The sequence below is a fragment of the Desulfovulcanus ferrireducens genome, from assembly GCF_018704065.1.
Lineage (GTDB): Bacteria > Desulfobacterota > Desulfovibrionia > Desulfovibrionales > Desulfonatronovibrionaceae > Desulfovulcanus > Desulfovulcanus ferrireducens.
In genome coordinates, this window is record NZ_JAGUQP010000003.1 from 1 (window position 1) to 25,262 (window position 25,262).

Consider the following 25,262-nt stretch of genomic DNA (forward strand, 5'->3'; position numbering starts at 1 on the left):
GACCAAAAGCTGAGTTACGGTGTCTTGATGCACCAGAAAGTTGAACGGTCTGTCACGCCTAAATTCTTATTTCTTTATCTCTTAAATTTGAAAACAGGTGATGTAAACATACGAGAAAGTTGAGTTTCAATACTTTTGCAGAGCACAATTTCTGAAATTCATTACAAACGGCTTGGTCAACACATCTTGGCGAAGCTTGGGGAATAGATGTGTCCAGGTCTTTGTCAGCTTTGAAGAAAATGTGCTCGTAAATTAACTCCCAAAGAGCATAGAAATGACGCCCTAAGGTTTATCGCGCTCAGGATTTTCATAAAAAACATACATGGTTGCATAATCACTTATCTCAAAATAGACCTTCTTCTCTCCAGGATCCACTTTGAGGTTAAAATTTTTATCTAAATATCCATAGCCGTAGCGATAAGATCTTGGCTTACGATCAGAGGTGCCATAAGCTGTGGACAATTTATCGATTTTAATAAACCTCTTAACCAACTTATCCCCGGCATAAATGTCAAGTACCCCATCAGTCCCTGTCCAGTTTTGAATGGACCTGGACAGCCTGTTCTGGGTTTCCTGAGTACAGCCTATTAACGCTAAAACAAAAATTATAAAAAACAGAGTCTTGACTTTATTTAACATTAAGCTCCTCCTTACATTCTAATTTCTTCTTTCAGACATCAACTTTGAGTCTATCTTCAAGGCCCGGTTCTAGAGGCACAACCATAGTCTTTAAAACCTTATCAACCACTACCTGACCGAGTTCAAATCCTTTTACTTTTCGCACATCTTTAACCAGGGCACAGATTACCTTGGCCTGCCCGGCATCTTTTTGATAACTGAACAAACCAGCCAAAGCAGCAGCTTCCAGGATGCTTTTTTCTGGAACCTCTTGATCTTGATAGTCGCGCTTTAAAATGACGTGCGCCCCAGGCCCACCCTGTGCATGAAACCAAAGGTCAAAAGAACTGGCTCCAAAACTTAAAAGCTTGTGGTTGGCCTCTTTATTCTTTCCTCGCAAAATAATAAAACCTTCAGACGATCGATAAACACAGACTTTTAATTTTTGTAACTTTCTGGATAAAACAATGGGCTTAACTTCTTCTTTCTTCTTTTTTTCTATCTTCTGACCACCAATCTTTTGAACCTCGTCAAGTTCTTGAATCAATTGTCTCCTGCGCTGTTCAATAAATTTAAGCCCCCGCTCTCCTTTGGCTGCCCTGGCAAAAATTCTCTCCATGTTTTCTTTGATGCTCAAACTTGAGTCCAGGCTTAATGATATTCTCTTACCTTCCATATCAATAACAGAAACCTGCTTTTCCTTGGCCCGGGCTTCAAGGCGGTATAAATTGGCCTGAATAAGAAGAGCTTTTTGTTTCTCCGCGACCATATTCTTAAGCCTTTGCTCGTCCTGCTCAAGCTTTTCCAACCTTCTGCGGATTCTTTTTATTTTATTCCGGTTCTCCTTTTGCTTTTCAAAAACCTGATTCACAAGTTCACTTACTCTGGGAAAACCAAAAACGTAGGCAGCTTCTGAAGCTGAACTAAAACTCACAGCAGGAGTATCTTTAAGCCTCCAGCAAAGTACATTTAAATTTTGACCATCCCTGTGATGGAGATAAAATTCGTTCACCTGGCCGGACATGATCCGAGCATATAACTTTTTACTTTCCTCCGGGTCCAGCTGGGCAAGAATTTTTCTAAGAGGCGGAGAGATCTGTGGGTATTCTTTCCAGATATCCTTACGGCTAAAAATTTCCTCTAACGAAGGCCAATAAACATTTTCATCATCACATACCTCTTGAACAAGAGCCAACCCCTGACAAAGATCCAAGAGTAAATACTTAAACGGCCCGGGGGACAGCTCTAAATATAACCTTCTTTTAGTCCAGATATTCTTTACTTTTAAAATACGCCTGTTTTTTAGCTGCTTTCGCAGCCACATGACTTTGGCTGAAGGATTTAATGGATTTTCAGGCTTCTGAGGAGAAAGAAAAAAAAACCCTCCCTTGCGGGAGGATCGTAAAATCAAATAACCACCTCGGCCTAAATCTATACTCCATAGTTCGCGTGCAGGTGAAAAAATTTTTCCAATACGCGATCCAGAAAACTTTTCTTTAAGTTCATCGGCTACAAAACGAAAAAAATTGGCCTCCATTTGTTATACAGACCCCTAATCCCCCAAAAGGGCCTCTTCTTCCTCCTGCCTGCTTTTACATTTTATACATAGAGTTGTTACAGGTCGGGCCTTGAGCCTGGGGATACCGATCTCTTCACCACACTCTTCACAAATACCAAAGCTTCCATCCTCTATACGCTCTAGGGCTTCATTAATCTTACGAATCAATTTACGATCCCTGTCCCTTAAACGCAGAGTAAAGGCTCTATCGGATTCGGCTGTAGCCCTGTCCGCCGGGTCAGCATAGACCTGTACATCCTCAGTCATATCTTCAATGGTATCCTCGCCTTTTTTTTGAATCTCATCGCGCATCTGTTTTAACAAATCACGGAAATATTCAATATCAGCCGGCTTCATATCTTACCCTCCTACTAATTCTTATATTATGGTTGGGCGGATAACTTATAAGGTATAAAAAGTAAAGAGCTGACAAAATCTTTATCTAAAACCTTATCAAATTTGAGGAGATAAAAATACAATTTTTTCTTGACAGCTTAAAAAGCCTTGTATATTAACCTGTTCTGCTTGAGCGGGAGTAACTCAGTGGTAGAGTGCAACCTTGCCAAGGTTGAAGTCGCGGGTTCAAATCCCGTCTCCCGCTCCAGTGCGGACTAAATTAAAAAAACTCATAGAAATAGGCGGCATAGCCAAGTGGTAAGGCAGCGGTCTGCAAAACCGCCATTCTCCGGTTCAAATCCGGATGCCGCCTCCAGAAAAAAATGAGAAGATAAGAAATTGAGAAGTTTGGAGAATATGATTAAAATTGCAACTACGGATTCTCCTAACTATTTGTCATCCCAACTTCTTATCTTCAAAAAATACGCGGGAGTAACTCAGTGGTAGAGTGCAACCTTGCCAAGGTTGAAGTCGCGGGTTCAAATCCCGTCTCCCGCTCCACAGAAGACACCCCGCCTAATGGCGGGTTTTTTTTTGCAGTTCTGTGTTGACCCAGGAGACAAAAAAAATTATGAGCCCAAGCGAAAATAAAATACTTGGAGAGCTTCTTGTCTAAGATTAAATATCCACTAGAAAACTCATTGGAAGAACTTCTTAGAATAGCCAACTCTAAATTCGAAACCTATTTTGAGCCTGTCAAAGTAGGTGAACACACCTTAGAAATCCTTCAAATCGCGGAAATGGACCAGTATATTGACAAGTTGGTCAACGAAGCCAGACCTGGTCAAAAAATAGAACTTCCCTTTTGGGCCAAAATCTGGCCAGCATCTATTCTTCTCAGTTATTTTATCAACTCCATGCAGCCACCAACTACCCAAAAGACACTTTTGGAAATCGGGGCAGGCATTGGATTATGCGGACTTTTTGCGGCATTGAAAGGCTTTGACGTTGTCATTTCAGACTATAGTGATGATGCTTTGTTATTTACTAAGATTAATATATTGAAAAACAACCTGGAACACAAAGCCACAGTGGCCAAAGTTGATTTCACCAAAGACCGCCTAAACCAAAAATTTGACTATATCCTCGGATCGGAAGTCTTGTACCAGGAGGAAAGCTACAGACCGTTGATCAAATTCTTTTCGGCCCATCTAAAAACAACTCCCCACGCCGAAGTAATACTTGCTAAAGATTATCGTAGGGCAGCCAAAAAATTCTTTCGTCTTGCCCCTAAGGACTTTAAAATAGCAGAAAAGACCATAGGATATCGCCAGGAAAGCGAGACCGACTCCCAAGGCGAAGAACGCTTTTTATGCACTATTTATCGGCTGCATCCCAAGTACATTTCCGAAGGTCCAAGGTCTAAGAGCAAAAACTAAGTAACTTTAATAACTCAACCCGACAAACTCAGCCATGAACACAAAAATCATTCTTAAACCTTGCCCTAAAGGTTATTCTAAAGATCTGGACAAAGCTACTCCGCCCGAACATACAGTAGCTAAAGTCAAAGAAGTCCTGGCTAACTGGGGACAAGAAATCCTGGCTGAACTCAAACGCATAGATACCGGACGACTGGGCATCCCTGTATATATGAGCATCTGCGGCCCCAAAGCCCGGGGGGTAATGCCCACGCGCAAACAAATGGGCAAAGGTGCATCTCCTGCTCAGGCCCAAGCCTCCGCTTTAATGGAACTTGTTGAACGCTTTAGCTTTTTTAACTTTGTTCAAGATGAGAAAAGATTTCGCTTCCTAACCTGGTCTGAAGCAGAAAAGTCATTAGGTTCCAAATTATTGCCTGTGCAAGAAATCTTGCACTCTGTCCAGGAACAAATGCCTCCATCTAATGCTAGGCAGATACTCGATCTTGTCCAGTGGAAATTTACCTCAGCCACTGAAATAGATACGGAAAAAGAGTGTTACCTGCCCTTTGATTGGTTTAAAAAATTAAATGAATTTAATGGCTCCTCAGCAGGCAACACAGCGGAAGAATCCATTCTACAAGGAGCGTGCGAATTAATCGAACGCCATACCTGTGCCATAATTGATGAACAGCGTCTCATCAGACCAACTATTGATCCAGACACATTTTCTGATCCTATTTTAAAAGAACTCTATTTAAAATTTAAAAAACAAGGGATTAAAGTCTGGCTCAAAGACTTTTCCCTGGACATGCCAGCCCCAACCGTAGGGGCTGTGGCCTATGACCCGAAAACCTTTCCAGCCTCCAGTGAAATTGTCTTTACCGCGGGCACAGCCACCTCTCCCCACAAGGCTGCTATTAGAGCGTTGACAGAAATAGCTCAACTGGCCGGAGACTTCGAGTCAGGAAGTAATTATGAAGCTTCTGGTCTGTCTAAATTCACCAGCCTGGACCAAATCCACTGGCTTACGCAAGGAGAAAAAATCGCTCTTGATAAACTTCCTAGTTTAGAAGACGACGATATTTATTTAGAACTCAAAAAATTGTGTAACAGACTGGCCTCCTTAGGTTTTCGCCTCTATTCCATTTCAACCTCCCACCCGGAACTCGGCATTGCAACGCATTATAATATAATCCCTGGCTTTCGTTTCAGGGAACGAACCAAAAACGCATCTCTAGGCCTTTTTGTAGGACGAATCATTGCTGAGGAAGAAGAGCCACAACTGGCCCTTAAAAAGTTAGACACCCTGGCAGAAATATATCCGCAAAGCTATTTCATACCCTTTTTTAAGGGACTCGCTTTTTTACGGCTTAATAAACTCGAACTCGCAGCTGATCATTTTGCCAAGTCTGAACCTCTACAACCGGACAACGAAGAAAAAGGGCTAGCTGCATTTTACTACGCTTATACCCTGACCCAGGCAGGTCGATGGTCTGAGGCTTTACCTCACCTTGATCGAGCCATAGCCCTTAGTCCTGATGTAAAAGAATATTATAACCTGCGAGGCGTTGCCCTTTTCAAGCAAAAGGAGTTTGAACAAGCAGCCAAAAACTTTCAGGAAGCCCTAAACCTCGACCAGGGCTCTGCTGTAGACTTAGCCAATCTTGGACTCTGCTACAAATTTTTGGGCCAAAAAGAAAAGGCCATAGAACTCTTGAGTGAAGCTCTAAAACTAGAACCAAACCTTGACTTCGCAAACAAACAGTTAAATGAATTATTAGATTTAAGTTAAAAATTATATATATTTTTTAAAATTTTGTTTCTAATTTTTTTCAATAATTACAGCCTGTTGCTTTTTTTAAAGTCCAAGCAAGTTAAAAAGGCATTGACAAAAATCCTTTCTCCCATTTAAGGAATAAGGAGTTTGCATTGAAAAAATTACATGGCAAAATCCCCGAGGTTGGGATTTAATGGTTACTGACTTTGTCAGTATCTTTTGAGGTTAATTTTTTTTAAATCTATTTTAAGGAGGTAGTCAGTATGGCAGTTGTAGAGTTCAAAGGAAAAAAATTCGAAGTAGATGAAGACGGTTTCCTGCAAAGATTTGAAGACTGGTGTCCAGAATGGGTAGAATATGTAAAGGAAAGCGAAGGTATCAAAGAGATCACCGAAGACCATCAAAAAGTTATCGACTTCTTGCAAGATTACTACAAGAAAAATGGTATCGCTCCTATGGTTCGTATCCTGTCTAAGGTTACAGGTTACAAGCTGAAACAGATCTATGAGCTCTTCCCATCTGGACCTGGTAAGGGAGCCTGTAAAATGGCTGGACTGCCCAAGCCAACTGGTTGTGTATAATTATTTTCTATTAAGAAAAGAAAAAAGCGGGCCTTTGGGTCCGCTTTTTTTATCTAAACTCTTACAACTCCAAAACAAGGAAGGAACAGCATGGATATATCCAAAAAAATTGCTGAAATGAAAAAAGAGCCCCTTTTCACTCAAAATGTGGGCATGATCCTAGTCCATAATGGTGTTGTTCGAGCCTGGTCCAGAAAAGACAAAGCCCAAGTCCAAGCCATAGAGGTAACGCCCGACTTTGAAAAAATCGAAGAGATCAGAAAAGAATTTGAACAAAAACCAGGCATATACAAAATCATCATTGAAGCTAAAAAAGGAACTTTGAAGCCGGGGGATGACCTATTATTTATAATTGTGGCTGGTGATATCCGGGAACATGTCAAGCCCGTATTGGCAGAAGTTTTAGATAAGGTGAAAAAAGAGGCTATTTCTAAAAAAGAAGTTGTCGATTCTCGGTCCACAACTCCTTAATCCTTTCGGCCTCCTCAAACTTACCCCTTTTCAGACAACCAGAGATATAGATGCTGACCTTTTTTTCTAAAACCCTTTTCAGGGCCTCTTTTTTATCCTTACTCATTGGGAAAGTGCGCAACTTTAAAAGGGAGTAAATGCGATAAAGATCCAGCCCTATTATTTTCCTGGACAATTGATCACAATGTCCGCCCCTTCTGATTACCAAGGGATAGGGGACCAGTGCTACAGGAAATTTGAGCTGGGTTCGAAGCCAGAGATCATAATCTTCACATGCGGTAAGCCTCTCATCAAAAAAACCAACTTCCTCCACGACTTTTCTGGAAAAAAGAACGCAAGAGGGACTAATTAAGCATAAATGCAGGGATTTTTCAAAAAACCATCCCCCGGGCTGAGTATGCTTGGACATAGGATTGACTCTTTTGCCCCGCCTAATCCAAATTTCCTGAGTCTGGGAAATGTGAAAACCTCCTTCGAGCATAAACTTAAGCTGCACCGAAAGTTTTTCCGGCAACCAATAATCATCAGAATCAAGTAAGGCTAGAAAGTCCCCTCTTGCCTTTTTAAGACCAAAATTACGCGCAGACGATACACCTTTATTTTCTTGATAAAAGTAATGGAACCTTTTATCTTTAATTTTTTCTAACAAGGCCCTGGTCTGATCATTTGAGCCATCATCCACCACGATCAGCTCCAGTTTTTTCCAGGTCTGATTAAGCACTGAATTTACGGCATCCACAATATACTGGCCACGGTTAAAAGTAGGTATGATCACTGAAATCAACATTTTTTTAACACGTTCAAGGTTCAAAGTTCAACGTTCTACGTTGATTGTCAGAGGTAAGTTTAAAACTTCAACTTTGAACCTTGAACATTGAACGTTGAACCATGAAAATTATCCAGGTTATTAATGTTCGCTGGTTTAATGCCACTGCCTGGTATGGGCTTTACTTAGGCAAACTGCTTCAGACAGCCGGCCATGATGTTTTGGTTCTGACCTTAAAAGATACAGAGCCCTATCATAAGAGCCTCAAGTGGGGGCTTGAAACAAAGTGTATTGATTTAAACACAAAAAATCCGATAAAATTTATTAGCTTATATAACGAGCTAAAAAAACTAATCTTTAAATTTAAACCGGATATTGTCAATTGTCATCGCGGGGAAGCATTTATTCTCTGGGCTTTATTGCAAAGAAGGCTAAAAAACTTTTCGCTGGTTCGCACCAGGGGCGATCAAAGGCTGCCCAAAAAAAATCCTGTCAATATTTGGCTGCATAAGAGTTTGTGTCAGGCTGTAGTTACCACTAACTCATTTATGTTTAACCATTTCAGGCAAGAGTTTAAAATCCCAGCAGACAAACTCTATCTAATACCCGGCGGGGTTGATGAAAAAAAATTCTTTTTTGATGCCACAATCAAAGATAAAATACGCAATGAACTAGAGTTTAGCAACGAGCATTTTGTTGTTGGGCTTCTGGGACGCTTTGACCGGGTCAAAGGGCAAAAAGAGCTGATTCAGGCAGTTGCAAGTTTATACCACAAAAAGAAAATTGAAAACATAAGGCTGCTCTTGATAGGATTTTCTTCTGCACTGCCCGAAAAACAGATCAGAGATTGGCTCAGGGAATATGAGATTGAAAACATCACTCACATCACTGGACGAGCAAAAAACGTCCGTGACTATATTCTGGCATTGGATTTAGGTGTTGTTTCGTCATTGTGGTCCGAAGCAATTGCCAGGGCAGCCCTTGAAATCATGGCCTGCCAGGTTCCTTTAATCAGTACTCGGGTAGGAGTTATGCCCGATTTACTACCATCAGAGGCTCTAGTTCCCCCTGGCGATCCAGAAGAGTTGGCAAGATTAATCTATAAAGCCTTTTTTGATCACAATTTTTATACCCAACTAAAAAAGACAGCACGGAAGACAATGTCTAATCTCACCAGCCAGGATTTCCTGCAGGCAACGCTTGACGTTTATAAGAAAGGGCTAACGGCAACGTCGAACTAAAAAAACTTCGAACTTTAAACTTAAAAATGAAACCAAAAATCGCTCTTCTTTTGCCCAAACTAAGCCTTTACGGAGGAGCAGAGCGCTTCTCTTATAATTTAGCCAGCTATCTTGCCCCTGACTTTGATGTCCATTTTATCTGCGCCAAAAAAGAAACAACTCCGCCCAGAGGAGTAAATGTGACATGTCTCGGCAGGCCTCCTCTGGGAAAGGCCATGAAAATCTTCTGGTATGCCATGCGTGCGGAACTCTTTCTGCGTAAGCAACATTTCGACCTTACCGTGGGTCTTGGAAATACCTTCAGGCAAGATGTATTACGGCTTAGTGGCGGACCAACAAAAATCTTCTGGGAGCTCAGTAAAAAAGCCTATCCAGAGGGATTTTCGAGAAAGTTCAAGATGTTTCGACGCCGCATCTCTCCGGGGAATAGATTCACCCAGGCTATTGAAATGATTCAGTTGCGAAACAGTCAAAATCTAATAGCTGTTTCCCATCTAGTCCGGGACTGGACCATCAAAGCCTATCCTTTTCTTAGTAAAAAAGACTTTCAAATCATTTACAACCAACCTGATTTATCCAGGTTCTCTCCTGCCAAAGACGAAATAAAGCTAAAGCTTCGAGACAAATTTTCCCTGCCAAAAGATAAAATTATCGTTTCCACAGCAGGAACCAACTTTATGCTCAAAGGCGTAGCCCAATTAATCTCATCCCTAAACCTTTTACCAGATAAATTCTATCTCATCGTGGCAGGGAAAAGAAATCCAGCCTATTTTTTACGTTTGGCCAGAAAGCTTAATGTAGTTGAACGAGTCAAGTTTATGGGACAAGTTAAGGACATGATCTCGTTTTACCGTGCAAGCGATATCTTTGTTCTGCCTACTTTTTATGATGCCTGCTCCAATGCTGTTTTAGAGGCCTTGGCGACTGGAATCCCTGTTGTCTCCAGTCAAAATAACGGAAGTAGTATCTTTTTATCACAAGACTTGGTTATTAAAGACCCCACAAATCACATTGATCTGGCCGAAAAAATCCTCCTGGCCAGCAAACAAAAAAGGCTTGCCTTTACCTGGCCAGAGAACATCCGCGCTGGCCTTAGAGAATATAAAAAAACTTTTTTAAATATTCTTGGAGCCTGAAGGGGCTGAGGAAATCAGTGAATAAAAAAATGAGAAGTTAGGGCTATGAGAAAAAAAATCCACTTAAATCCTTTGCGCACCTACCGAGAACTTTATGCTCCGGATAAAAATGAACTTGGATACCAGGTTGTGGTAGAGGAAAGCGATTTATGGATAGTAAGCCAAGTTGATTTAAAAAATGAAACCCTGGACCAAGTGATTAAACTCAGGGCACAGATAAAAGCTTACATTGATCTCCATCCTGAATTCTTGACCAGTCTAAAACCAGTTTCGGTCCCGAAAAGCGCTCCAAGCATAATCCAGAAAATGGCACACGCAGGAAAATTGTTTGATGTCGGCCCCATGGCTGCGGTAGCCGGAGCTATAGCCCATGAGGTTGCCCAAAAATTTCACCCGCTTTCACCCAATCTTTTAGTTGAAAACGGTGGAGACGTGTATATGTATTCCACGAAAGATAGGAAGATTGGTCTCCTGGCCCACCCTGAAGATAATCTATATTTAGGTCTCTTAATCCCCAAGCAAGATTTTCCCTGCGCCTTATGCTCGTCTTCAGCTACCATTGGCCATTCTCTAAGCCTCGGGCAGGGAGACCTGGTAGTTGTCAAGGCCAGAGATGGCGCCATAGCTGATGCTGCAGCTACAGCTTTAAACAATAAATTACAAAACAGAGGTTCGCTGTCCAGGGTTCTAAAGACTGCTAAGGAGTGGAGGGGAAAAGGGGTGTCAGGGGTATTTGCCCAGTTGGATGAACATGTGGGCATATGGGGGGACATGGAGATAATTACACTTTAACCTCCATCCTCCCCCCCGTCTCACGGTTAGCCTACTGCTCAAGCCTTTCTATAATTTTTGCAAGTTGTCTGCCCAAAGGAGTTTGCTTGCTGATTTCGCGCTCCACATTGGCTATACCCTTCAACACCGTAGAGTGACGTCGATTGAATTGCTGTCCGATTTCTTTTAAAGAGTGGTCGGTATACTTGCGGGCAAGATAGAAGGCTGTATTGCGGGCCAAGACACATTGTTTCTTCCTGCTTTTTGAGCTTAAGGCTTCTACAGGCAAATCAAAGGCCCCCGCAACAAACTGTATAATTTTTTTCAAGTCAAAAGTTTGCTCCTCAAGGCCGTAATTTTTGAGTACCTGCCAGGCCAAATCCAAACTGATTCTTTCCTTGAGAAGTTTCGCCTTAAATATCAAGTTCTGCAAACAGCTCTCTAACTGCCGGACATCATTTTGAATCTTTTCTGCCAAAAGCTCGCCTACTTCTTCAGGAATACTTACCTGAAAGCTTCGGGCCTTGTTATGGACAATTTTTACTCTGGTTTCAAAATCCGGTTTTTCAATAACAGCCAAAAAGCCCTGGCACAGCCGAGAAACCAGGTGACCATCAACACCATCCAACTCTCTGGGCAAAAATGTACTGGAAAAAACTACCTTCTTCCCCTGATTTTGCAAGGATTTGATGGTAGATAAAAACTCATTCTGCATCTTTTCCTTGCCCTGAAAAAAATGGATGTCCTCCAGCAGTAAGATATCAATGTTATCTCGGAACCTTGCCTTAAATTGTTCTATCTGTTTAGACTTGATGGCCATAATTAAGTGACAGGCAAATTCTTCCGCGGTCAAATAGGCAATACGCACATTTGACCTGTTACACTCGGAGCTAAGTTCTTTGCCCACGGCTTGGACCAAATGAGTTTTACCAAGCCCGGGACCAGAACAAAGAAAAAGTTGGTCCGAAGAAATAGACTGTGAGCAAAAAGTCTTGGATGCCACAAATGCCAATTCATTACAGGGGCCAACAACAAAATTATCAAAAGAGTAACGGAAGTTTATTGTTGTCTTGGGAACAGAAGTGTGAATAGGTAACCCTAGTTGCTCTTTTACTTTTGCCCGCCCCAGGTTTAGTGGCATTTTTTCAGGAGCCTTTTTGCTGGAACAGATTGAAATTTTGGGCGCAAGCCCCAGAACTTCTTTGGCTGCCTCCAAAATATGTCCCTTTAAGCGCTCTCTAACCCAACTAGCCACAAATTCATTCGGGGCCTCTAAAATGAGCTCCTGTCCCTTAAAATCGGCCTGAAGGGGTTTTATCCATACTTGAAAAATGCCAGGTTTAAGGCATTTTTCAAGAATTTTCAGCATACGTTGCCAAGAATCATTCATAACGGGTGGAAATAAACATTTTGCCCATCTTAAAGCAAGCTCAAAAAAGAAACTTTGGGAGAGTTTAGCCCTAAATTAATCTACAAGACAACATATTAATTTTATTAACCTTTTTTATTCGTTGATTTTATGGGCCTTTTTTCACCCCCTTTAACACCTGTATATAACAGGCTTACACTTGCCCCTCACTCTTCTTTCCACAGTCAACACAAAAATTTTCAACAGGAATAATTTTAATTTTTCTCCGATTTTCTTCAAATTTTAAAAAATATCTTAAATAAGAACAACAAAAGTGTAAAAGTCCATCATGATTCGTAATTCAAATAATGTCATTGATTAAATGTTAAGAGGATAAAGGGAGAAATCAAAAAAATCAGAAGACTTCGGAAGAACGATCATTAAACTTTAGGGTTAATGGCACAGGTCCGGTATTCCCCTGGAAGAAAGGGAGAGACAAGAGAGTAAATTTAAGGCTGAGTTATACTGGATTAAGAAATATAGTTGGAATTTACTCTCATCAACAAACTTAACTGAAAAATAATGTCATTTAATTGACAAGTGTTGCCTGGGTAGTTGCCAAGCGATAGATTTCATGCGGATCTAAAATTAGAACGACATTACCGTCACCCATAATGGTAGCACCCGAGATGCCAGGTAACTCACCCAAATAATGTCCCAGGGATTTAATAACAATTTCTTGTCTTTCTAGTAGGGCATCAACCACCAAACCCAACCGGCGTTCATTGACCGAGATGATGACAATTGGCAAAATTTGACGTTCATCCTTTTCAACAGGCAGCTCTAAAAGTTTGGCCAATTCTACAATACCCAACACTTCTCCACGCAAGGTAATGGCCTTTCTCTTGTTAACCTCACTTAACTTTGCTGCTTCTATCTTGGTTGTCTCTGATACAGCATCCAGAGGAATAGCATAATTATCACCGGCGACCTTAACCATCAGGGCGTCAATGATGGCCAGGGTCAAAGGCAAAGTAATGGTAAACCTAGTCCCTTTCCCAACTTCTGACTGAACAATAATACTTCCTTTTAAACTTTTTATGTTATTTCTGACCACATCCATCCCTACACCGCGACCAGAGATATCCGTAACCTTTTCTGCCGTAGAAAACCCAGGGGCAAAAATAAGATCAATAGCCTGATGATCATCCATATTCTGGGCTTCTTCTTCGCTGATAATCCCCTTTTTAACCCCATTCTCCCGCATTTTTTCCGGATCAATGCCACGACCGTCGTCCTCAACCTCAATGACTACAGAATTTCCTTTATGCGCGGCTCTAAGCCATACTTTGCCGGTTGGAGGCTTACCCAAGCGCCTCCTCTCTTCTTCCGGTTCAAGTCCATGATCAATAGCATTGCGTATAAGATGGACTAGCGGATCGCCGATCAATTCTATCACGCTTTTATCAAGCTCTGTCTCTTCACCTTCTGTAATCAACTCGATTTTTTTTCCGCTTTTACGACTTAAGTCCCTGACCAACCTGGGAAATTTTGCAAAAACAGATTTCACCGGTACCATGCGGACATTCATAATTGTCACTTGCAGATCATCAGAAATCCTTGCCATGGAATACGTAGTTTCAGTGAGTTTTTGAGCCACCTCCGCTGGATCTTTTCCCTCTTCCAATTCTTTGGCCAACATAGTAAAACGATTCCGATTGATAATCAGCTCGCCTATAAGATTCATCAAATGGTCTAACTTAGAGTGATCAACCCTGATGGTTGAGGAGATGGCCGGACTCGTTTTTGGTTTGGATGTTGGACTGGCTTTTCCTGAAACCTGTGTTTTGACTTTACTCTTTTTGAGCTCTGTTTTCTCCTGAACCCGCTCACCAGGCTCAGCAGCAATTTTTTCCTCTTTCTTCTCATCAGCCCTGTAATCTTCTGCCTCAACCTTTCCCTTTTTCTCCTTTTTATTGAGGCCAGCCTTTAGTTTATCCAGCTCTTTCTGAAGCATATCCTTAAGGATATCTATTTCCTGACGCAGGAGATCGAGCATGAGAGAAAAATCCATATCTGAATTTCGGCCCTGATCAACCAAGTCAGCGGTACGCTGGGCATACTTTTTTATTTCCTCAAGGCCCATATAGCCAGTGGAATTTTGGATGGTCACAAAAGATCGGTAAAGGGCGTCTATAAAATCCTTTTGGGTCGGATCTTGAGTCAGCTTATTTAAGGCTAAATCAATATTTTCAAATTGCTGTTTTACTGTGTGCTCGAAAATAAGCACATCTTCAGGATCTATTTCATTTAGTTCATATTCATCTTCGTCATTTTCTTCATTTTGGAGTTCTTCCTTAAGATCAGCAGAATCTTCGGACTCGTTTTCTTTAGCCACTGTATCTTGGTCATTAATTATACCCTCTAGTTTTGAAAGTAGATGCGAAATATCTTGAGGCTTTACCAGCCCTTTTTCTTTATCAATATTTCCAACCAGTTCCTCCATCATATCTACAGTTGACAAAAGCAGATCAACTAACTCCCTGCTAATCTCTATTTCGTTATTCCGTGCTTTGTTCAGCAAAGTCTCTGCTGCGTGGGTCAAAGCATTTAACTCTCTATAGCCAATAATGCCACTATTGCCCTTTATATTATGAAAATATCTAAAAATATCATCTAACAACTCCTTTTCATCCGGTCTCTTTTCCAACTCCAGCAATGAAGAATTTATATTCTCAATAAGCTCCTTAGCTTCATCTAAAAAATCTACCAAGTGTTCTTCACTTGCCAGAGTTAAAGCATAAAAATCTTTTGTTTCTTCATCGGAATTACTCTCAACATCATTTCCTTCATCGGCATCGTTCTTACTTTTAACATCATTTCCAGAGTTAATCTCTCTCCCCTCCAACAAATGTTCAATGTGCTCAATGATCGGTGCTGTATCTACATCTCCTTCATTGCCATACGCTTCCAAATTATCAATCATCTCCCGCAGAGCATCTGTAGCTTCTAAAATCACATCCATAACCGTAGGGGTAAGCTTCATTTTGCCTTTACGCAACTCGTCTAATATATTTTCTCCCTTGTGGGCCAAGGCATTAATCTCTTTTAACCCCAGGAAGCCAGAAGCACCTTTCAAAGAGTGCATAGGCCGGAATATCTCATCTATAAGAGACAAATTTTCCGGATCCTTTTCCAACTCCAACAGCTTTGGTTCAATAGTTTCCAAATGTTCCCTGGCCTCAACTACAAAATCAGCAAATATTTCCGGATCAAAAAAATCCTGACTCATTCACATACTCTCCGCTTAAAATTAAAGACGAATGCTTTTAAAGGTAATCAAAAATTATGCCAACGAATCCAATAAACTAGTTCATATATAATAAAATCTACTAAACTCGAATAATTTTCATAAAAAATTACATGCTATATTTACTCCTATGAAAAAAACTAAACCATATTCCTAGCCCAAAAGCATTTTTACGTTACGTACCAACTTTTCAGGTTGTGCGGGTTTGACCATGTACAAGTTTGCTCCCAAGCTCAGTCCTTCCTGAATGTCTTTTTCCTGTCCTTCGGTTGAAAGAACAATAATAGGCAAATCACGATAAGCTTCTTGTTCTCGAATGTTTTTTATGAAAGTAAAACCATCCATTTTAGGCATATTGATATCTGAAATAACGAGATCGATATCCGGGTTTGAGTACAGTTTCTCCAAGCCGTCCAGTCCGTCTTCAGCGGTAGTTACGCGGAGACCTTCCTTTTTCATGATAAAAGCAACTAAATTTCGCACTGTCTTAGAATCATCAACAACCAGTACATGCTTTTTGGACATACTACCCCCCTTAATTAATCAATTAACTGTCCAACCAAACGATCTATAGACAAAATCGCAATAAGCTTTTCTTTACCTTTTATCAGTCCGGAAATAAATTCGCCACTGATTCCTAGATTTACTTCCAAGCCCCATTCAATATCTTGTTGGGCAACGCGATACATGGTGGCAATGGTGTCCACTAAAATTCCCAACTGTAATCCTCGATGTTTGCAAACCACAATAAATCTTTTCTCGTCAGCATCATGAACAATATTTAACAACCTATTAAGTCTGACAATCGGTGTAACTCGTCCCCTTAAATTAATTATGCCAGCAAGATAGTCAGGAGTTCCTGGCAACTTTGTAGGCGAAACATAACGAACAACCTCGGATACAATTTCAACTGGCAAGGCATATTCTTGTTCATTTAAGAAAAAACTAACCAATTGTACGTCGACACTTTTTTTCAGTGACTGCTCAACATCTATTTTCGCATCCGTCAATCGTACCTGGTGTTTGGTACCTTTCAAGTTCTTTTCTTGAGGCAATTCTCGGAGCACTCCACTATCTTGGGACTCAAGAGCCACTTCCTCCTTTAATTCATTAAGTATTTTTTGATCGGCATGACCCAAATACTTTTGTAAAAATTGTTTTTCTTCAGGACTAAATTCCTGTAGTCCGCTCTTTTCCAATGAGTCAAAATCCTGTTCTTGAAAATATTCTTCTGGTGTTTTCATGTTTTGGTACTCTCAAAGCTTAAAATTCAAGAGCTAAAAATGGTATTCTTTGCACGTCTCTACTTCATGCCTTAATAATCTCTAGAGCAAGCTGCATATATTCTAAAGCACCCCTAGATTTCGGAGCATAGTCCAAAATGACCTTTCCTTTAGCACTAGCTTCTCTAAACTTCGTATCTGTATTAATTACCGTTGAAAACATCCTCGCACCCATCTTTTGACGCAAAAGTTTTAAAACCCGCCTGCAAGCCCTTGCCCGGCGATCATACATGGTGGCCAAGGTACGATAATGGATAGGTCTTTTTAGAACTCTATTTAAAAGACGCATCGTATCAAAAATAAGCTTAAGACCGTGCAAAGCCAAAAAATCTGTTTGAATGGGAATAATGACTTGGTCCGCTGCCACCAGCGCATTGACCAAAAGCACTCCCATTTGTGGCGGACAATCTATAAGGATATAATCATAATCGGTACTAATCTTCTTTATCCAATTAGTTAAAATCAAACCTTTACCCGGAACATCTTTTAGATCCGACTCTAGATCTGAAAGTTGGATATGGCTGGGTACAAAATCAAAAGACTTTTGTTTGTAAATAACTCGTCTAACTTCACCCCCCTTAAAAATATCCAATGCAGACCAAGTAAATGTTCCAGGGAAAAACGATAGATGAATAGTGGCACAAGCATGGGGGTCCAGGTCCATAACCAGTACTCTTTTACCCAGCCGAGCCAAGGCAGCTCCTAAGCTCAAAGTGGTCGTGGTTTTACCCACCCCACCTTTCTGGTTAGCAATAGACAGCACCTGAGTAGACATTGGCTCATATTCTCACGCCAAAAGCGGAATAGCTCATAGCTTTAAATAGTTCCCTCAGGTTAAGAAGTTTTCAGATCCAGGCAGAATACCAACTTAATCCATTTAAGTTGTTAGAGTAAATGCTTAATCATATTATGCAGCGCCCGCCAATCATCATCATAAATATCAATAAATTTTAAGCCCAATTCATACTTGGTAAGCGGCAAAACTTCTTTGACCCAGCCCACTTCAGCCACAGCCTTTAAGTATTGCCCCACATCGCTTTCAAAAACTTTAAAAAAGCTGGGATGAAATTTATTCAAACGAGGAATAAAAATTTTCACTTGTACCTTTTGTCCGGGAGAAAACTTTTGGGGAGATCTAATGCGTAAGCCTCCTGCACTAATATCCACACTTTCAAGACGATACCATTTCTGCCGGCTTAAAGGAAAGACAAGCTCACATATTTCTACTTTATAATTTTTGGGCAACCGAACAAACTTACGCCGATCGTTTTGAACAGACATCTTATCCCTCTTTTTTGTACACAATAGCCCCTGGGTAATGAATTGGCTTAAAGGCTCTAGATATATTGTGCAGCGACTCAGAGTGCCCGATGAATAAATAACCTCCGGGCAGCAAATTGTCATAAAAAGAAGCAATGACATTTTTCTTCATTTCATCATCAAAATAAATAATAACATTACGACAAAAAATAATATGCGATCGCTCAACCCGTTTAACCTGAAATCTATCACTTAAATTAAGCTGTCCAAAAGAAACAAGCTTCTTAACCTCGGGCTTAACCCTGTACTTCCCATTTCCTTCATCAATAAAGTATTTGGCAATTATTTCTTTTGGAGTTGTACGCAAGGAGTACTGACTATAAACACCTCTTCTGGCACTCCTTAGGACTCCTTCAGATAGATCATTGGCAGTAATCTTAATCTGCCAAGAATTTATCTCCAACTTTAGAACCTCATGTAAAATCATAGAAATAGTGTACGGCTCTTCACCAGTAGAACAACCGGCAGACCAGATATGCAACTTCTTTTGACCCTTGGCCCTTTGCTTGTCCAAAACTTCCTTTAGGATTATGTCCTGAAATACTTTAAGCTGGGGAGGGTTACGATAGAAGCTGGTTTCATTCGTGGTTATAACCTCAAAAAGACGATTCAACTCCTGCTTGCGTCCTGGATCATACTTTAAAAAATAATAATATTCACCAAAACTCTTTAAGTTTAGTTCTTTTAACCGATTGATTAGTCTATTTTCTAATAGGTATTTTCGATTGTCGTTTATATAAATTCCACTCTGCTCGTAAATAAAATCGCGAAGTTGGAAAAATTCCTTATCGGTAATTTTTAAATCATTTCTTAAAGTAATTGTCTTGGAAAATAATGAAGCCATTTTATTATTCCTTTTCCATAGCTTCTTGGATCTTATCTAAGGCCATTTCTGCTGCGTTCAGAACTTCTTCATTGTCACTATCCAAAACATCGATTAAAGCTCGAAAAGCAGCTCGCCCCCCAATTTCGCCCAGGGCCTCAATGGCTTTAATCCTAACCAACTCACTTGGACTTTGAAGCAAATTAATAATCGGGGGCAAAGCTTCCTTCACCTTTCTTAGTCCCAAGGCCTCCAGCGCCCTGACCTTTACCCAGTCATCCTCATCCTCTAAAGCCTCAAGTAAATAAGGTATACTTTCTTTATGCGAACATTTACCCATTAACTCCACTAAAGTCAGACGTACTTCTCTGTTTTCGTCATAGAGCTTGTCCGATATTATTTCCAAAACCCCATTACGCTCCTCACACACACTGGCAATGGCTTCCAAGGCAATTTTGCGTACATCAGGAACCTCGTCCTCCAAAGCCTGCTTCAACTCTTCTAAACACTCCCTGGCCCCTAATTTACCAAAACCATACACAGCCATTAACCGGTACATTGGATCTGGACTAGAAAACATCTGTTTAAATTTTGCCAGCACCTTTTCTCCGCCAATGCCCAGAATCGCATCCAGAGCTGCTTCTTTAACATCATCCCACGGATGGTCTAAAAATTCGAACAGTTTGTCCACGACCTGTTCATCTCGTAATTTTTGGCCTAAAAACTTCAAAGCACACTTAATCACGTCGCCGTCGGTATGCTTTTCAAGGACATGAACAAAAAAGTCACGGGCTTCATGGCCGGCAATATTCATAAGAACAAGACTCAACTCCCTTTGTATATCCCTGTGCTTCTCCCAAAAAATATCCATGAGTAACCTGGCTGCCTCTTTACCGCCTATTCGGCCCAAAACCTTGATACAAATTATGACCTGGGGATCATGATCGGATTTAAGGCCCGAAACTAATTCTTCATTTATTCCAATACCCTCCAAAGCAGCGATAATTTTCATCAACCGTTCGTGATCCTTATCAGGATCTAACTTGGCAGCCAGAGCCAAAATTTTTTTCGTTGCCCGTTTGTCGCCGACAAAACTCAAGCCTGAAATAGCAGCGTCCTGGATTTCCTCCTCATCATCATCTAAAGCCACTAAGAGATACTCATTGAACTTTTCTCGTTCAGCCTCAGAAAGAAAGGTCAATGACTTACCACCCAAAATATTGACTAAGGCTTTTATTATTTTATTCCGCAAAGCTGTTGACGAGGAATCAAGCTTTTTTAAAAGCAGAGGAACAGATTTAATGTTGCCCATCTCGCCTAAAGCATCAACTATCATTGACCCGACTAGTTCCGAGCTCTTGTCCAAGGCCCCGATCAAAGCCTTAATAGAAGAATCATCCCTAATCTTTAACAAAGCCTCAATAACGGCGAATTGTACCCATTCATCGTCTTCTTCCAGAGCCTGGTGTAAACATGGTGCAGCCTCTTTTATTTTCAAATTACCCAAACTTACAGCGGCCTGATAACGGACATTGATTTCTGGATCTCTTAATAAAGCCTCGCACAGTGGAAGCACAACCAAATGCGAGTTACTTGTACCCAGGATGTCTGCGGCAAAAATTCTGACATCCGGATCAGGATCTTTAAGGAGATTAATCAAGCTCTCCAAATCCTCATGTCCTATATGGCGTAATATATCCATGGCCAGGTTTCTGATAGAAGCGCTATCGCTTCTCAGCAGAGGGATCAGACCGTTAACTGCTCTTCTCCCGCCTATTTTGCGCAACGCCAGTTCGGCAGCTTCTTGCACACCAACATTGTCACTTTGCAACAAAGTTATTAGTAAAGGTACAGCTTCTTGACAGTTTAAGTCTCTGGCAGCAAAAGCACCTTCTCTTTGTTCATCGCAACTTTTACTCCGCAATAAATCCAAAACCTTATCCTTTGTCATTTGCTGGGACATAACCAACTCCCACACGATACCCTTAACTTAGGGAATTTTGAATTATTTTAACTTACTATTTAACAATAAACTTAGCCAAAATTATCATTTTTTGTCTAGATATAAACTAATACAAATCTTAATAAACTAAAAAACTCTATAATCTTATCCAAATAACAACTCACTCATATAAAAATGATATTATTGTCTGCGGCATTTCCTCTACGTCAACAACAGCATCAGCCAAATTTCCTTCTACAATAGCTTTGGGCATACCATAGACTACACAAGACTCTTCGCTCTGGGCAATCGCTTTCCCACCTTTCTTCTTCAGTTCCTTTATACCTAAAAAACCATCGTTACCCATGCCTGTCAAAATCACTCCCAGCCCCCTTTTTCCCACACCAGTGGCAACAGAGGCTATGAGTACATCAGCCGAGGGTTTATACAACACATGACGAGGCTCAGAGTCTACTAACACATCAATACGGCTCACCTTCTGATCTATTTTCATATGCTGACCACCTGGGGCAACAAAGACATGGCCGGGCTTAACCACATCCCCATTCTCTGCCTCTTTAACCTTAAGCTTACAGGATTCATTCAAACGCTTGGCAAAGGGTCCGGTAAAAGCCTTTGGCATATGTTGAGCGATTAAAATACAGGCTGGAAAATCCGCTGGAAGTTCTGATAGTACCTTTTGAACCACCGGAGGCCCACCAGTAGACACTCCAATAGCTACTATATCTCTGATAAGACTCCCTTTTGGAGTAGCTATTTTTTTCTGTTTTTTGGTAGTGTCAGAAACCTTCTTCTTAACACGCCTGATAACCTTAAGTTTATTTTTTCTCTTGGCTACAGATTTAACCTTGGCTCTTAGTTCGTGCTCGATCTTGACGATTTCTAAACTGACCATGGATAATTGCTTAGGTATAAAGTCAACGGCTCCATATTCCATAGCCTTCAAGGTCGCCTCTGCCCCTTCAGTAGTTAAAGAACTGACCATGATCACCGGCCTGGGCATTTCCATCATGATGTGCTTTAAAGCTGTTAACCCATCCATTTTGGGCATCTCAATATCCATGGTCACTACATCAGGGTCGTATTTGCGCACCATTTCCAAACCTTCCTCCCCATCACGAGCAACAGCCACTACTTCAATCTGAGGATCCTTTTTCAACATTGTGCTTATGGCTTTACGCATGAACGCAGAGTCATCAACGACCACAACTTTTATCATCCTTTCACTCCTACTCATCTTACGAATTGGTTATGAGCTATGCAAAACTTCTTTTAATCTCGAAATCAAAGCTCCACTTTTTAACCCGTCCATACCCGCCTTTCTGACTAATTTGAGCCATTTTTCAACTAATTCTTCGTCCCATTGTCTGCCCGCGCCCTCTTCTAAAATTTTCTCTACCTCAGGCAAAGGTAAAGCTTTACGGTATGCTCGATCAGAAGTCATGGCTTCAAAAGCATCCACTACAGAAATAAGTTTGCCCAAAAAAGGTAGTTCCTCTCCTTTGAGTCCATCTGGATAGCCAAGACCATCAATACGTTCATGATGATGATATACAAGAGGGAATATATCTTTTAGAGTCCACACCTGAGATAAAATTTCTCTACCAATTAGCGGATGCTCTTTCATAATAGCAAACTCTTCCTCTGTCAGACGCCCTGGTTTGTTTAAAATATGGTCTGGTATACCTATCTTGCCAATATCATGAAGCACCCCTGCAGTATATAATTTTTCCAATTCAGAACTAGATAATCCCAAATTCGAGCCCAGTACCAAAGCATAGGAAGCTACATTTTCAGAATGTCCTTTGGTATAATAATCTTTTGCCTCCACTGCCTTGGCATAGGAACGGATTATATCCATATTCATATCACGCAACTTAGTATACATTTTCGCATTTTGAAAAGAATTCGCAGCATGTGAAGCAAAAATAGATAAAAGTTGAACATCCCTAGGAGTAAACAATTCTCTATCCTTCTCCCGAATCAAAGCTACCACACCTACTTTTTGCATCTGACTCATCAACGGAACAATTATTAATGAATAGGGAAAATTATCAAAACCCTTTTCTTGAAAAGTATATCTGTCAATTAATTGCGAACGACCACCATCCAATACATCTTGAGATTTTTGTTGGACAAAAGAAAATATTTTTGTGTTAATACGAAAAATTTTTCCTCTAACTACAGATTTAACTAATTTTTTACTCTCATTAACTAGAAAAAGTACTACACTGTCAGGACGAAAATTTTTCTGAATATGACTAACAAATTCATACACCAATGACTTTAAATCCAAGTGACTATTCAAGGCATTACTAAGATTGAGCACACGCACAACACTGCTCAATCTTTTTCTCTCCAACCTCTGTCTTCTAGCTTTAATGCTTTTATTTACCTTAACTAAAAGATGATTTATATTGAATGGTTTGGGCAAATAATCGGCTGCGCCCATTTTCATACACTCAACAGCAGTCTCAATAGTCCCAAAGCCGGTCATAACCACAAAGTCTACATCTATTTTTTTCTCTTTAACCGCTTTAAGTAACTCCAGCCCGTTCATTTTAGGCATTTTCAGATCAGAAATAACAAGATCTATATCCTGCTCTTTGGATAAAATCTGTAGAGCATCTTGACCATCTGTTGCCTGCAAAACCTCATAACCTTCATCCTGTAAGACATCTTTACAGATATCCCTCAGGCTTTCTTCGTCATCAACAACCAAAACCTTAAAAATCTTCTTATTCATAGACGACTATATTTCTTAATATTTTAATTTGTTAACTAAACAGCAAACGACAACTTGCTTTTTAAACCATCCTATTATAGTATTATAAAAGTAACGGGATGTGGCTCAGTTTGGCTAGAGCGCAGCGTTCGGGACGCTGAGATCCGGGGTTCGAATCCCCGCATCCCGACCATTTTAGAGCCTAGATTTGGGGGTTGATAACTCCTAACCCCCAAATTCCAAATACCCGCTCCCCAAATCCTACTTTCTGCCAATGCAAAAATAAGCAAATCCTTTTTCAGCCAAAAGCTCTGGTAAATACAAATTTCGTCCGTCAAAAATTATCGGCGCGGATAACTCTTTTTTAATTATTAAAAAATCAGGATTTCTAAACTGGTTCCATTCGGTAACAACAGCCAAGGCATTGGCCCCTTTTAAGGCAGCATATTGCTCATCCACTATCTCCACTAACTCATTGTCCTTAAGTATCTTTCTAGCGTTCTCACCTGCCACGGGATCAAAGGCCCGGATACGCATTCCCCTGGAGGTCAACTCTTCAATGATTTCCAAGGATGGAGCTTCCCGCATGTCATCCGTGTTGGCCTTAAAAGCTAATCCCCATAAGGCCAGAACCTTCCCTTCAACCCCACCTTGAGGATCAAAATAATCTATGATTTTCCGGGCCAACACCCTCTTCTGTCTTTTATTTACACCGTCCACTGCTTCTAAAAGTTTGGGTTGGTACCCACTTTCATTGGCAGTTTGAATCAATGCCTTGACGTCCTTGGGAAAACACGAACCACCATAACCAACACCTGGATAAATAAAATGATACCCAATACGGTGATCCGAGCCTATGCCTACGCGCACATCACGCACATCAGCGCCGACGCGCTCACAAATATTAGCTATTTCATTGATAAAAGAAATCTTTGTGGCCAGCATGCAATTGGCTGCATATTTAGTCATCTCAGCACTTCGCACAGACATAACAATCAATTTATCCCTGGTACGCGCAAAAGGAGCATACAAAGCCTTTAGAAGCTCTGCAGTGCGTATATTATCAGTCCCTACGATCACCCGGTCCGGCTTCATAAAATCATTAACAGCATCGCCTTCTTTTAAAAATTCCGGATTGGAAACAACATCAAACTCCAGGTCCATATTTCTTCTGTCCAGTTCTTCCTGAATTATGGACCGTACCTTATCGGCAGTACCCACAGGCACTGTAGATTTGTCCACGACTATTTTATAATCTTCCATATGTTGGCCTATATCTTTGGCCACCTGGAACACATAAGATAAGTCAGCACGGCCATCCTCTTTGGGTGGAGTGCCTACACAGATAAAAACAAAAAGAGAGTTTTTAAGCCCCTCTCTTATGTCTGTGGTAAAAAAAAGCCTGCCCTCAGCGTAGTTTCTCTTGACCAGCTCCTCTAAACCTGGCTCATAGATATGCACTTGTCCGTTTTGTAGTCTTTCGACCACTTGCGGATTTATATCCACACAATAGACTTTATTCCCCATTTCGGCAAAACAGGCAGCAGAAACAAGTCCTACATATCCTGTGCCCACGATACATATATCCATGTAACTTCCTCCTCCAAACAGTTGAAAATTAGCTTTCATGAAACGAATACCGTCGGTGACAGGGAAAACTACCTCTTTTTACCATGTACCTGAGTTAATTCCTCTCAACTTAACCCGTTCACTACAAAAAAATCATGCTCCAAGCGCTTTTTTGCAAGTAACCAGAAGTTAAAGATTTTAAAAGCTGAAATCATTTTTACCAATCATTTTAGTATGTCACGAGC

General features: G+C 40.8%; 22 protein-coding genes and 4 tRNA genes. 11 read left to right on the forward strand and 15 right to left on the reverse strand.

Annotated elements, in window-relative coordinates:
* Positions 1-282: 282 nt before the first annotated feature.
* From KFV02_RS01710 to dksA, 3 genes are read right to left on the reverse strand one after another with little or no spacing between them, the layout of a single operon-like run.
* The gene (locus tag KFV02_RS01710; protein WP_252379809.1) at positions 283-639 is read right to left on the reverse strand and encodes a hypothetical protein; all 357 of its coding nucleotides are present in this window, start codon (positions 637-639) and stop codon (positions 283-285) included.
* Between the two features lie 31 nt (positions 640-670).
* Positions 671-2,155: an NFACT RNA binding domain-containing protein gene (locus KFV02_RS01715; RefSeq protein WP_252379810.1), complete on the reverse strand. Its 1,485-nt coding sequence runs from the start codon at positions 2,153-2,155 to the stop codon at positions 671-673.
* Between the two features lie 15 nt (positions 2,156-2,170).
* On the reverse strand, positions 2,171-2,533 hold the full coding sequence (gene dksA / locus KFV02_RS01720; protein ID WP_252379811.1) for an RNA polymerase-binding protein DksA: 363 nt from the start codon (positions 2,531-2,533) through the stop codon (positions 2,171-2,173).
* 172 nt (positions 2,534-2,705) lie between these two features.
* Here dksA and KFV02_RS01725 point away from each other — a divergent pair.
* From KFV02_RS01725 to KFV02_RS01755, 7 genes are all read left to right on the forward strand, one after another.
* A tRNA-Gly gene (locus KFV02_RS01725) sits at positions 2,706-2,780 on the forward strand.
* 33 nt (positions 2,781-2,813) lie between these two features.
* Positions 2,814-2,888 (forward strand) — tRNA-Cys (locus KFV02_RS01730).
* 110 nt (positions 2,889-2,998) lie between these two features.
* Positions 2,999-3,073, forward strand: a tRNA-Gly gene (locus KFV02_RS01735).
* Positions 3,074-3,180: 107 nt separating this feature from the next.
* On the forward strand, positions 3,181-3,951 hold the full coding sequence (locus tag KFV02_RS01740; RefSeq protein WP_252379812.1) for a class I SAM-dependent methyltransferase: 771 nt from the start codon (positions 3,181-3,183) through the stop codon (positions 3,949-3,951).
* A gap of 34 nt (positions 3,952-3,985) precedes the next feature.
* Positions 3,986-5,725 carry a YcaO-like family protein gene (locus tag KFV02_RS01745; RefSeq protein ID WP_252379813.1) on the forward strand — a complete coding sequence of 580 codons (1,740 nt, stop codon included), beginning with the start codon at positions 3,986-3,988 and terminating at the stop codon, positions 5,723-5,725.
* Positions 5,726-5,973: 248 nt separating this feature from the next.
* A complete protein-coding gene (locus KFV02_RS01750) occupies positions 5,974-6,291 on the forward strand; it encodes a TusE/DsrC/DsvC family sulfur relay protein (protein ID WP_252379814.1) in 318 nt (105 codons plus the stop codon).
* A 90-nt stretch (positions 6,292-6,381) separates the two neighbouring features.
* Positions 6,382-6,762, forward strand: coding sequence for a molybdenum cofactor biosynthesis protein MoaE (locus tag KFV02_RS01755; protein ID WP_252379815.1), 381 nt, complete (start codon positions 6,382-6,384; stop codon positions 6,760-6,762).
* On the opposite strand, the gene KFV02_RS01760 is transcribed toward KFV02_RS01755, so the two are convergent.
* Positions 6,722-7,549, reverse strand: coding sequence for a glycosyltransferase family 2 protein (locus KFV02_RS01760; protein ID WP_252379816.1), 828 nt, complete (start codon positions 7,547-7,549; stop codon positions 6,722-6,724). The genes KFV02_RS01755 and KFV02_RS01760 overlap by 41 nt on opposite strands.
* A 101-nt stretch (positions 7,550-7,650) precedes the next feature.
* Between KFV02_RS01760 and KFV02_RS01765 the strand changes: the two genes are divergently transcribed.
* From KFV02_RS01765 to KFV02_RS01775, 3 genes are read left to right on the forward strand one after another with little or no spacing between them, the layout of a single operon-like run.
* On the forward strand, positions 7,651-8,769 hold the full coding sequence (locus KFV02_RS01765; RefSeq protein WP_252379817.1) for a glycosyltransferase family 4 protein: 1,119 nt from the start codon (positions 7,651-7,653) through the stop codon (positions 8,767-8,769).
* Positions 8,770-8,795: 26 nt separating this feature from the next.
* On the forward strand, positions 8,796-9,905 hold the full coding sequence (locus KFV02_RS01770; RefSeq protein WP_252379818.1) for a glycosyltransferase family 4 protein: 1,110 nt from the start codon (positions 8,796-8,798) through the stop codon (positions 9,903-9,905).
* Between the two features lie 45 nt (positions 9,906-9,950).
* Entirely contained in the window at positions 9,951-10,697 is a 747-nt protein-coding gene (locus tag KFV02_RS01775) for a UPF0280 family protein (protein ID WP_252379819.1), read from the forward strand.
* Positions 10,698-10,728: 31 nt separating this feature from the next.
* On the opposite strand, the gene dnaA is transcribed toward KFV02_RS01775, so the two are convergent.
* The 10 genes from dnaA to KFV02_RS01825 form a co-directional block, all read right to left on the reverse strand.
* Positions 10,729-12,066, reverse strand: a complete 1,338-nt coding sequence (dnaA, locus tag KFV02_RS01780; RefSeq protein WP_289510027.1) for a chromosomal replication initiator protein DnaA — start codon at positions 12,064-12,066, stop codon at positions 10,729-10,731.
* Positions 12,067-12,613: 547 nt separating this feature from the next.
* A complete protein-coding gene (locus KFV02_RS01785) occupies positions 12,614-15,316 on the reverse strand; it encodes a chemotaxis protein CheA (RefSeq protein ID WP_252379821.1) in 2,703 nt (900 codons plus the stop codon).
* Between the two features lie 171 nt (positions 15,317-15,487).
* A complete protein-coding gene (locus KFV02_RS01790) occupies positions 15,488-15,859 on the reverse strand; it encodes a response regulator (protein ID WP_252379822.1) in 372 nt (123 codons plus the stop codon).
* Positions 15,860-15,873: 14 nt separating this feature from the next.
* Positions 15,874-16,578 (reverse strand): chemotaxis protein CheW, encoded by a 705-nt coding sequence (locus tag KFV02_RS01795; protein WP_252379823.1) that lies wholly within the window; start codon positions 16,576-16,578, stop codon positions 15,874-15,876.
* A 64-nt stretch (positions 16,579-16,642) separates the two neighbouring features.
* Complete coding sequence (locus tag KFV02_RS01800; protein WP_252379824.1) at positions 16,643-17,392, reverse strand: ParA family protein; 750 nt, start codon at positions 17,390-17,392, stop codon at positions 16,643-16,645.
* Positions 17,393-17,502: 110 nt separating this feature from the next.
* On the reverse strand, positions 17,503-17,898 hold the full coding sequence (locus KFV02_RS01805) for a PilZ domain-containing protein (protein WP_252379825.1): 396 nt from the start codon (positions 17,896-17,898) through the stop codon (positions 17,503-17,505).
* A 1-nt stretch (position 17,899) separates the two neighbouring features.
* Positions 17,900-18,781: a CheR family methyltransferase gene (locus KFV02_RS01810; protein WP_252379826.1), complete on the reverse strand. Its 882-nt coding sequence runs from the start codon at positions 18,779-18,781 to the stop codon at positions 17,900-17,902.
* A gap of 4 nt (positions 18,782-18,785) precedes the next feature.
* Complete coding sequence (locus KFV02_RS01815) at positions 18,786-20,723, reverse strand: HEAT repeat domain-containing protein (RefSeq protein WP_252379827.1); 1,938 nt, start codon at positions 20,721-20,723, stop codon at positions 18,786-18,788.
* Positions 20,724-20,883: 160 nt separating this feature from the next.
* A complete protein-coding gene (locus KFV02_RS01820) occupies positions 20,884-21,942 on the reverse strand; it encodes a protein-glutamate methylesterase/protein-glutamine glutaminase (protein ID WP_252379828.1) in 1,059 nt (352 codons plus the stop codon).
* 30 nt (positions 21,943-21,972) lie between these two features.
* Positions 21,973-23,469 (reverse strand): HD domain-containing phosphohydrolase, encoded by a 1,497-nt coding sequence (locus KFV02_RS01825; RefSeq protein WP_252379829.1) that lies wholly within the window; start codon positions 23,467-23,469, stop codon positions 21,973-21,975.
* A gap of 94 nt (positions 23,470-23,563) precedes the next feature.
* Here KFV02_RS01825 and KFV02_RS01830 point away from each other — a divergent pair.
* Positions 23,564-23,641, forward strand: a tRNA-Pro gene (locus KFV02_RS01830).
* Between the two features lie 68 nt (positions 23,642-23,709).
* Here KFV02_RS01830 and KFV02_RS01835 read toward each other — a convergent pair.
* Complete coding sequence (locus tag KFV02_RS01835) at positions 23,710-25,038, reverse strand: UDP-glucose dehydrogenase family protein (RefSeq protein ID WP_252379830.1); 1,329 nt, start codon at positions 25,036-25,038, stop codon at positions 23,710-23,712.
* Positions 25,039-25,262: the final 224 nt, after the last annotated feature.

Bases quoted from the DNA above. Each gene is read 5' to 3' on its own strand.
- KFV02_RS01710 (WP_252379809.1), bottom strand. From the start codon at position 639: ATGTTAAATAAAGTCAAGACTCTGTTTTTTATAATTTTTGTTTTAGCG.
- KFV02_RS01715 (WP_252379810.1), bottom strand. From the start codon at position 2,155: ATGGAGGCCAATTTTTTTCGTTTTGTAGCCGATGAACTTAAAGAAAAG.
- dksA (WP_252379811.1), bottom strand. From the start codon at position 2,533: ATGAAGCCGGCTGATATTGAATATTTCCGTGATTTGTTAAAACAGATG.
- KFV02_RS01745 (WP_252379813.1), top strand. From the start codon at position 3,986: ATGAACACAAAAATCATTCTTAAACCTTGCCCTAAAGGTTATTCTAAA.
- KFV02_RS01750 (WP_252379814.1), top strand. From the start codon at position 5,974: ATGGCAGTTGTAGAGTTCAAAGGAAAAAAATTCGAAGTAGATGAAGAC.
- KFV02_RS01755 (WP_252379815.1), top strand. From the start codon at position 6,382: ATGGATATATCCAAAAAAATTGCTGAAATGAAAAAAGAGCCCCTTTTC.
- KFV02_RS01760 (WP_252379816.1), bottom strand. From the start codon at position 7,549: ATGTTGATTTCAGTGATCATACCTACTTTTAACCGTGGCCAGTATATT.
- KFV02_RS01765 (WP_252379817.1), top strand. From the start codon at position 7,651: ATGAAAATTATCCAGGTTATTAATGTTCGCTGGTTTAATGCCACTGCC.
- KFV02_RS01770 (WP_252379818.1), top strand. From the start codon at position 8,796: ATGAAACCAAAAATCGCTCTTCTTTTGCCCAAACTAAGCCTTTACGGA.
- KFV02_RS01775 (WP_252379819.1), top strand. From the start codon at position 9,951: ATGAGAAAAAAAATCCACTTAAATCCTTTGCGCACCTACCGAGAACTT.
- dnaA (WP_289510027.1), bottom strand. From the start codon at position 12,066: ATGAATGATTCTTGGCAACGTATGCTGAAAATTCTTGAAAAATGCCTT.
- KFV02_RS01785 (WP_252379821.1), bottom strand. From the start codon at position 15,316: ATGAGTCAGGATTTTTTTGATCCGGAAATATTTGCTGATTTTGTAGTT.
- KFV02_RS01790 (WP_252379822.1), bottom strand. From the start codon at position 15,859: ATGTCCAAAAAGCATGTACTGGTTGTTGATGATTCTAAGACAGTGCGA.
- KFV02_RS01795 (WP_252379823.1), bottom strand. From the start codon at position 16,578: ATGAAAACACCAGAAGAATATTTTCAAGAACAGGATTTTGACTCATTG.
- KFV02_RS01800 (WP_252379824.1), bottom strand. From the start codon at position 17,392: ATGTCTACTCAGGTGCTGTCTATTGCTAACCAGAAAGGTGGGGTGGGT.
- KFV02_RS01805 (WP_252379825.1), bottom strand. From the start codon at position 17,898: ATGTCTGTTCAAAACGATCGGCGTAAGTTTGTTCGGTTGCCCAAAAAT.
- KFV02_RS01810 (WP_252379826.1), bottom strand. From the start codon at position 18,781: ATGGCTTCATTATTTTCCAAGACAATTACTTTAAGAAATGATTTAAAA.
- KFV02_RS01815 (WP_252379827.1), bottom strand. From the start codon at position 20,723: ATGTCCCAGCAAATGACAAAGGATAAGGTTTTGGATTTATTGCGGAGT.
- KFV02_RS01820 (WP_252379828.1), bottom strand. From the start codon at position 21,942: ATGATAAAAGTTGTGGTCGTTGATGACTCTGCGTTCATGCGTAAAGCC.
- KFV02_RS01825 (WP_252379829.1), bottom strand. From the start codon at position 23,469: ATGAATAAGAAGATTTTTAAGGTTTTGGTTGTTGATGACGAAGAAAGC.
- KFV02_RS01835 (WP_252379830.1), bottom strand. From the start codon at position 25,038: ATGGATATATGTATCGTGGGCACAGGATATGTAGGACTTGTTTCTGCT.